Origin of the sequence: Trinickia sp., assembly GCF_035492435.1 — a bacterium.
Taxonomy (GTDB): Bacteria; Pseudomonadota; Gammaproteobacteria; order Burkholderiales; family Burkholderiaceae; genus Trinickia.
On the sequence record NZ_DATJJF010000144.1, the window covers coordinates 1 to 6,329 of the forward strand.

8 protein-coding genes are annotated in these 6,329 nt (G+C 62.1%); 1 reads left to right on the forward strand and 7 read right to left on the reverse strand.

The features are described 5' to 3' along the window. Window positions 1-39: 39 nt before the first annotated feature. Entirely contained in the window at window positions 40-486 is a 447-nt protein-coding gene (tnpA, locus tag VL598_RS10955; protein ID WP_325326744.1) for an IS200/IS605 family transposase, read from the reverse strand. Window positions 487-559: 73 nt separating this feature from the next. Between tnpA and VL598_RS10960 the strand changes: the two genes are divergently transcribed. Beyond that, window positions 560-1,786 carry a transposase gene (locus VL598_RS10960; protein WP_325326738.1) on the forward strand — a complete coding sequence of 409 codons (1,227 nt, stop codon included), beginning with the start codon at window positions 560-562 and terminating at the stop codon, window positions 1,784-1,786. On the opposite strand, the gene ureG is transcribed toward VL598_RS10960, so the two are convergent. The 6 genes from ureG to ureA all read right to left on the reverse strand — a co-directional run. Next, complete coding sequence (gene ureG, locus VL598_RS10965) at window positions 1,783-2,412, reverse strand: urease accessory protein UreG (RefSeq protein ID WP_325326739.1); 630 nt, start codon at window positions 2,410-2,412, stop codon at window positions 1,783-1,785. The genes VL598_RS10960 and ureG overlap by 4 nt on opposite strands. Window positions 2,413-2,431: 19 nt before the next feature. Beyond that, window positions 2,432-3,112 (reverse strand): urease accessory protein UreF, encoded by a 681-nt coding sequence (locus VL598_RS10970; RefSeq protein ID WP_325326745.1) that lies wholly within the window; start codon window positions 3,110-3,112, stop codon window positions 2,432-2,434. After that, window positions 3,099-3,845 (reverse strand): urease accessory protein UreE, encoded by a 747-nt coding sequence (ureE, locus tag VL598_RS10975; protein WP_325326740.1) that lies wholly within the window; start codon window positions 3,843-3,845, stop codon window positions 3,099-3,101. Before ureE ends, VL598_RS10970 begins: the two co-directional genes overlap by 14 nt. A 17-nt stretch (window positions 3,846-3,862) precedes the next feature. Beyond that, window positions 3,863-5,569 (reverse strand): urease subunit alpha, encoded by a 1,707-nt coding sequence (ureC, locus tag VL598_RS10980; protein WP_325326741.1) that lies wholly within the window; start codon window positions 5,567-5,569, stop codon window positions 3,863-3,865. A gap of 70 nt (window positions 5,570-5,639) precedes the next feature. Then, window positions 5,640-5,945, reverse strand: coding sequence for an urease subunit beta (locus VL598_RS10985; RefSeq protein WP_325326742.1), 306 nt, complete (start codon window positions 5,943-5,945; stop codon window positions 5,640-5,642). A gap of 96 nt (window positions 5,946-6,041) precedes the next feature. Further along, window positions 6,042-6,329, reverse strand: a 288-nt coding sequence (gene ureA / locus VL598_RS10990) for an urease subunit gamma (RefSeq protein WP_325326743.1), incomplete at its 5' end; no start/stop codon positions are given.

Sequence of the window (6,329 nt, forward strand, 5' to 3'; positions counted from 1 at the left end):
GCGCTAGATCTTGAGCTGGTGCGCGGCAACCCTCTCCGTTCACGGGGAGGAAGGATAGCGCGGACGGCGTAGCCGTCCTTGTTCGGGCGTGCGCTGCTGCTCGATGTATTGGCGGATCACCGTGATGGGCGCACCACCGCACGAGCCAGCGAAATAGGATGGCGACCATAGCGCGCCGCCCCACAGCTTGCGCCGGATAGTCGGGTAGTGCTTCTGCCGAATCATCCGGCTCGAAACGCCTTTCAGGCTATTCACGAGCGCCGACACGGCGACCTTCGGCGGGTAGTTCACGAGCAAATGCACGTGGTCGTCTTCGCCATCGAACTCCACCAACTCGGCTTCGAAGTCGCGGCAGACGTTCGCGAACACCATCCGCAGGTCATCAATGATCTGCTTCGTGAAGACGCCGCGCCGGTATTTGGTTACGAAGACCAAATGCACACGCATCAAAAAGACGCAGTGCCTTCCATGCCTCAACGCAGGGATCTGTACTACGTGGGCGTCCTATTTTTCCCTCTTGCGCAGTTTCGAGGACAAAGCCAAAGTCATAGTATGCGGCATGGAACTGCTTCAAGCCTTCAAGTTCGAACTCATGCCGACCGGCGAGCAGGCGCGCAAGATGCGCCAGTTCGCAGGCGCGTGTCGGTTCGTCTACAACAAGGCGCTGGCGTACCAGAAGGAAAACCACGCAGCAGGGCAGAAGTTCGTCGGCAAGTTCGCCATGAAGAAGCTGTTCACGGACTGGCGCACCAGCGCCGATACGCCGTGGCTTGCTGACGCGCCGCGCCATCCGTGCGACGAAGCGGTGCTGGACTTGGATCGCGCCTTCCAGAACTTCTTCGCCGGTCGCGCATCATTCCCGCGATTCAAGCGCAAGGGCCTGGGCGATAGCTTCCGCTACCCCGACCACAAGCAAATCAAGCTCGACCGCGAGAACGGGCGCGTCTCGCTCCCGAAGCTAGGCTATGTCCGCTACCGCACTAGTCGCATGGTGCTCGGCGAGGTGCGCTCGGCTACCGTGTCACTGCGCGCGGGCAAATGGTACGTGTCCATCCTCACGAAACGCGAGGTCGAGCAGCCGGTTGCGCAAGGCCCCGCGGTAGGAATTGACGTGGGTGTGGCGCGCTTCGCGACCATGAGCGACGGCTCGTATATCGCGCCGCTCGCGTCGTTCCGTCAGCACGAGCAGCGGCTCGCGAAGTATCAACGCCGGATGGCCCGCAAGGTCAAAGGCAGCAGCAACTGGAAAAAGGCGAAGGCCCGCATCCAGAAGATTCACGCGCGCATCGCAAACGCGCGGTCTGATTTTCTGCACAAGGCTTCGAACACGATCAGCAAAAACCACGCAATGATTGCGGTCGAAGACCTGAAAATCAGCAACATGTCGAAGTCGGCGAAAGGCACGGCAGACGCACCAGGGCGCAATGTCCGCGCGAAGTCCGGCCTCAACAAGTCGATTCTCGACCAGGGCTGGGGCGAGTTCCGCCGCCAACTCGAATACAAGACGGGCTGGAACGGCGGCTTCTTCGTCGCGGTAGACCCGAAGAACACGAGCCGCACCTGTCCGTGCTGTGGACACGTCTCGAAGGACAACCGCAAGACGCAAGCGCTGTTCAAGTGCGTCCAATGCGGGCACGAGGCAAACGCGGACCACGTGGGCGCGCTCAACATTCTTGCGGCAGGACATGCCGCGCTTGCCTGTGGAGGGATGGCGCAGTCAGGCCACCCGACGAAGCAGGAACCCGCCGAAGGTGCTTGCGCACCAGTAGGAATCCCCGTCCTTTAGGGCGGGTAGGATGTCAACAACCCCTTCGTCTCAATAAACGAGACGACTTCAGCGAGCCCCTCGCGCGCCTTCAGATTGCACATGACGAATGGCCGTTCGCCGCGCATTTTCTGCGCATCGGACGCCATCACATCGAGGTTTGCACCGACGAACGGCGCGAGATCCGTCTTATTGATCACCAGCAGGTCTGACTTCGTGATGCCCGGGCCACCCTTGCGCGGAATCTTCTCGCCGCCGGCCACGTCGATGACGTAAATCGTCAAGTCGGACAGCTCGGGGCTGAACGTCGCGGCGAGGTTGTCGCCACCCGATTCGATGAAGACGATATCGGCATCCGGAAAACGCCCGAGCATGCGCTCGACGGCTTCGAGATTGATCGATGCGTCTTCGCGAATCGCCGTATGGGGGCAGCCCCCGGTCTCGACGCCCATGATGCGTTCGGCAGGCAAAGCGCCGGAGATCGTCAAGAGGCGCTGGTCTTCCTTGGTATAGATGTCGTTGGTAATCGCGACGAGGTCGTACTGATCGCGCATTGCCTTGCAAAGCATTTCGAGCAGCGTCGTCTTGCCCGACCCAACAGGTCCGCCTACGCCGACGCGCAGGGGCGGCAACTTCTTCGTTCTCATCAATGGCACCTTGTTCGATCTAGGAGCGGAATAGCCGCGAGTATTGCGTTTCGTGTCGTGCCGACAGCACGCCAAGCATGGGTGCAAACGTGTTGATCTGCTCGGGTGGGGTATCGAGTGCGCGCACCACGGCGCGATCAATCGATGCGCGCAGCGCGACGATGATGCGCTGTCCGGCCATCTGGCCGAGGGGGACCGCTTTCAGCGCGGCGGCAGCCTGGTTTTCGACCCAGCTGAAGGCGTAAGCGGCGAGTGCGGCAGGGGCCTCCAGGTCATGCGCCGCGGCCGCGAAAGCGAACGCGCTCGGCTGCGTGATCGGCGTCATCGCGCTCAAGGTGGCACGGCGTTCGGCGTCGCTCCATTCGAGCGACAGACAGAGCTGTTTTAATGACCACCCCATTTGCTCGGTTTCGCGCCTCAACTCGGCCGATTCGCGGCTTGCGAGAAACTGAGCGTCGGCCGAGGCGAGTGCGGCCGCTTCGTGCCGATGCCAACGCTCGAGTTGATGCGCGAGGAACGGTAGCTCGCAGCGCGCGAGCACGCTTGTGAGACCGCTTTCGATCCACGCGCGGGCGCTCTCCATGTCGGTGACCCACTGCGCGTCAATCGCGGACTCCAGGCCTTGCGAGTAGCTGAACGCCCCGACCGGCAGTGCCGGCGAGGCGAGGTGCAGCAGTGCTGTCAGCTCAGCGGTGCCCATGACCGTCGCAGTGGTGATGCGAGCACGCAGCGTCGTGACCATCGCCATGATCATGGCCTGGCGCTGGACGGTGGTCATGATCATGCGAGTGCGCTTGATCGTGGCTATGGGCGTGCCCGCAGTCCTTCGCATGTTGGTGATGCGAGCAGCTGTCCCCATGCCCGTGTTCGTGGCCGTGCCCATGGCCATGGGCATGGGCATGATCGTGCGAATGCCCGTGATGCTCCCCGAACACCTGTTGCGCGATCGCGTAGTCCTCATCGAACGTGGCGTCGTGACCGTGCCGGTGCCCGCCGCCGTAGGCGCCCGTTTCCGGCTGGAAAGGCAACGATGCCGCTTCCACATGCGCTCCAAGGCGCTTGAGCATAGCTTCGAGCACTGGGTCTCTTTCGAGCTTCAGGTACTCGGCGCTCACCTCGACGGGCGTATGACGATTGCCGAGGTGATAAGCGGCGCGCGTGAGGGTGAGTGCGTCCGGTGCGCGCACGACAAGCACGGCTTCATCTGCGGCGACGATGCGCACGAGTCCGCCGTCATCGGCGACGAGTACATCGCCGTCGGCCAGCACGGTACCGCGCGGCATGACGAGCGCAACGGCTTCGCCGTTATCGAGCGTTGCCGCGAGACGGCTCTTGCAACGCGCTTCGTAAGCGAGCGTTAGTGTGGGTGCCCGCATGACGAGCGACGCGGCAAGCTTGGTATGAGGGGCGATACGTTTGTCGATCGTGCGCATGGCAAATCACTTAGGAGTCAGAACAAAAAGTAGCGTTGCGCCATCGGCAGTACCTTGACGGGCTCGCAGGTCAGCAGCTGACCATCGGCCACTACCTGATAGGTTTCCGGATCGACGCTGATATGTGGCTGCCAAGCATTGTGAACCATATCGGTTTTCTGAAGCGTCCGGCAGCCACGCACCGGCGCGATGCACTTGCTGAGGCCGTAGCGCTCTGCGATTCCGGCATCGAGTGCCATCTGCGAAACGAACGTGAGTGAGGTGCGTGCGAGCGCGCCGCCACGCGTTGCGAACATCTCGCGATAGTGAACGGGCTGCGGTGTGGGAATCGAGGCATTCGGATCTCCCATCTGCGCGAGCGCAATCATGCCGCCCTTGAGGATGAGTGTCGGCTTGATGCCAAAAAACGCTGGCTCCCAGAATACGAGATCGGCCCATTTGCCCACCTCGATGGAGCCCACTTCATGGGCGATGCCATGCGTGAGGGCCGGATTGATCGTGTACTTTGCCACGTAGCGCTTTGCGCGGAAGTTGTCGTTGCGCGTGCTGTCCTCGGGCAACGCGCCGCGCTGGACTTTCATCTTGTGCGCGGTTTGCCAGGTACGGATGATGACTTCGCCAACGCGTCCCATCGCCTGCGAATCGGACGAAAGCATCGAAATCGCGCCGAGGTCATGCAGGATGTCCTCGGCCGCGATCGTCTCGCGGCGAATGCGCGATTCGGCGAAGGCGATGTCTTCGGCGATCGACGGATCGAGGTGATGGCAAACCATCAGCATGTCGAGGTGCTCGTCGAGCGTATTGACCGTGTAGGGCCGCGTCGGATTCGTCGACGACGGCAGCACGTTTGCTTCGCCGCACACCTTGATGATGTCGGGCGCATGACCGCCGCCGGCACCTTCCGTGTGATAGGTGTGGATGGTGCGGCCTTTGAAGGCCGCGACCGTCGTCTCGAGAAAGCCAGCCTCGTTGAGGGTATCGGTGTGAATCGCGACTTGCGTGTCGGTCGAATCGGCCACTGACAGGCAGTTGTCGATCGCCGCGGGTGTGGTGCCCCAGTCCTCATGAAGCTTCAAGCCGATGGCGCCGGCCGCAATCTGTTCGACGAGCGGTTCGGCGAGGCTCGCATTGCCTTTGCCGAGAAAGCCGATGTTCATCGGCCAGCCATCGGCCGCCTGCAACATGCGCTCGATGTGCCAGGGCCCCGGTGTGCACGTTGTGGCGTTGGTGCCCGTGGCAGGCCCCGTGCCACCGCCGAGCATCGTTGTCACCCCCGACGCAAGCGCTTCCTCGATCTGCTGCGGGCAAATGAAGTGGATGTGCGAATCGATGCCGCCCGCCGTGACGATAAGGCCTTCGCCCGCAATCACTTCCGTTGCGGCGCCGATTGCGATCGTGACGCCAGGCTGGATGTCCGGGTTACCCGCCTTGCCGATCCCAGCAATGCGACCGTTTTTGATCGCGATATCGGCTTTGACGATGCCCCAATGATCGAGAATGACGGCGTTCGTCACGACAGTGTCCGCCACCAGTGCGGCCGCGCGTTGCGATTGGCCCATGCCGTCGCGTATCACTTTGCCGCCGCCGAACTTGACCTCCTCGCCGTAGACGGTGAAGTCGCGCTCGATTTCGATCAAAAGCTCGGTATCGGCAAGCCGGATCCGGTCGCCCGTCGTGGGCCCGAACATTTCCGCATAAGCGCGGCGATCGATGCGAAGAGTCATGTTGATTCGGTGTCCGAAATAAATTGGCGCGCACGCGGCGCCGGGTCTTGATCGCCCGGCAGGCGGCGTATTACAGCGGGCCCATCACTTTGCTGTTGAAGCCGTATACGGTTCGATCTCCGGCCAAGGCGACGAGCTCGACCGTGCGTTCCTGTCCTGGCTCGAAGCGCACGGCCGTGCCGGCCGCGATGTTGAGCCTGAAGCCGCGTGCGCGCTCGCGATCGAATGTCAGCGCAGCATTCACTTCGTAGAAATGAAAATGCGACCCGATTTGCACCGGGCGGTCCCCGGTGTTCGCGACGGTCAGCACGACGGTTTGCCTGCCGGCGTTGAGCTCGATCTCGCCGGGTTCAGTAATCAATTCGCCTGGGATCATGATGGTTTAGGACGGTACTTGCGCGCCGCGCTCGAAGCCGTTGACGTTTCTTCGTCGAGCGTTGGGGCGCGCACGGGGCCTCATGCTAGTGGCTGCTTAGGGAATGGGATGATGGACGGTCACGAGCTTGGTGCCGTCCGGAAACGTCGCTTCGATCTGGACATCGTGAATCATCTCAGGCACACCTTCCATGACGTCCTCGCGCGATAGCAGCGTCGTGCCGTAATGCATGAGCTCGGCGACCGTCTGGCCGTCGCGCGCCGCCTCCAGGAGCGCCGCCGTGATGAACGCTACGGCTTCCGGATAGTTGAGCTTGAGCCCGCGCGCCTTGCGGCGTTCGGCCAAGAGGGCTGCCGTGAAAATCAGGAGCTTGTCTTTTTCTCG

What these genes read in the sequence shown, in the direction of transcription:
- ureG (WP_325326739.1), bottom strand. Translation starts at nt 2,412, where the DNA reads ATGAGAACGAAGAAGTTGCCGCCCCTGCGCGTCGGCGTAGGCGGACCT.
- VL598_RS10960 (WP_325326738.1), top strand. Translation starts at nt 560, where the DNA reads ATGGAACTGCTTCAAGCCTTCAAGTTCGAACTCATGCCGACCGGCGAG.
- ureC (WP_325326741.1), bottom strand. Translation starts at nt 5,569, where the DNA reads ATGACTCTTCGCATCGATCGCCGCGCTTATGCGGAAATGTTCGGGCCC.
- VL598_RS10985 (WP_325326742.1), bottom strand. Translation starts at nt 5,945, where the DNA reads ATGATCCCAGGCGAATTGATTACTGAACCCGGCGAGATCGAGCTCAAC.
- ureE (WP_325326740.1), bottom strand. Translation starts at nt 3,845, where the DNA reads ATGCGCACGATCGACAAACGTATCGCCCCTCATACCAAGCTTGCCGCG.
- VL598_RS10970 (WP_325326745.1), bottom strand. Translation starts at nt 3,112, where the DNA reads ATGGGCACCGCTGAGCTGACAGCACTGCTGCACCTCGCCTCGCCGGCA.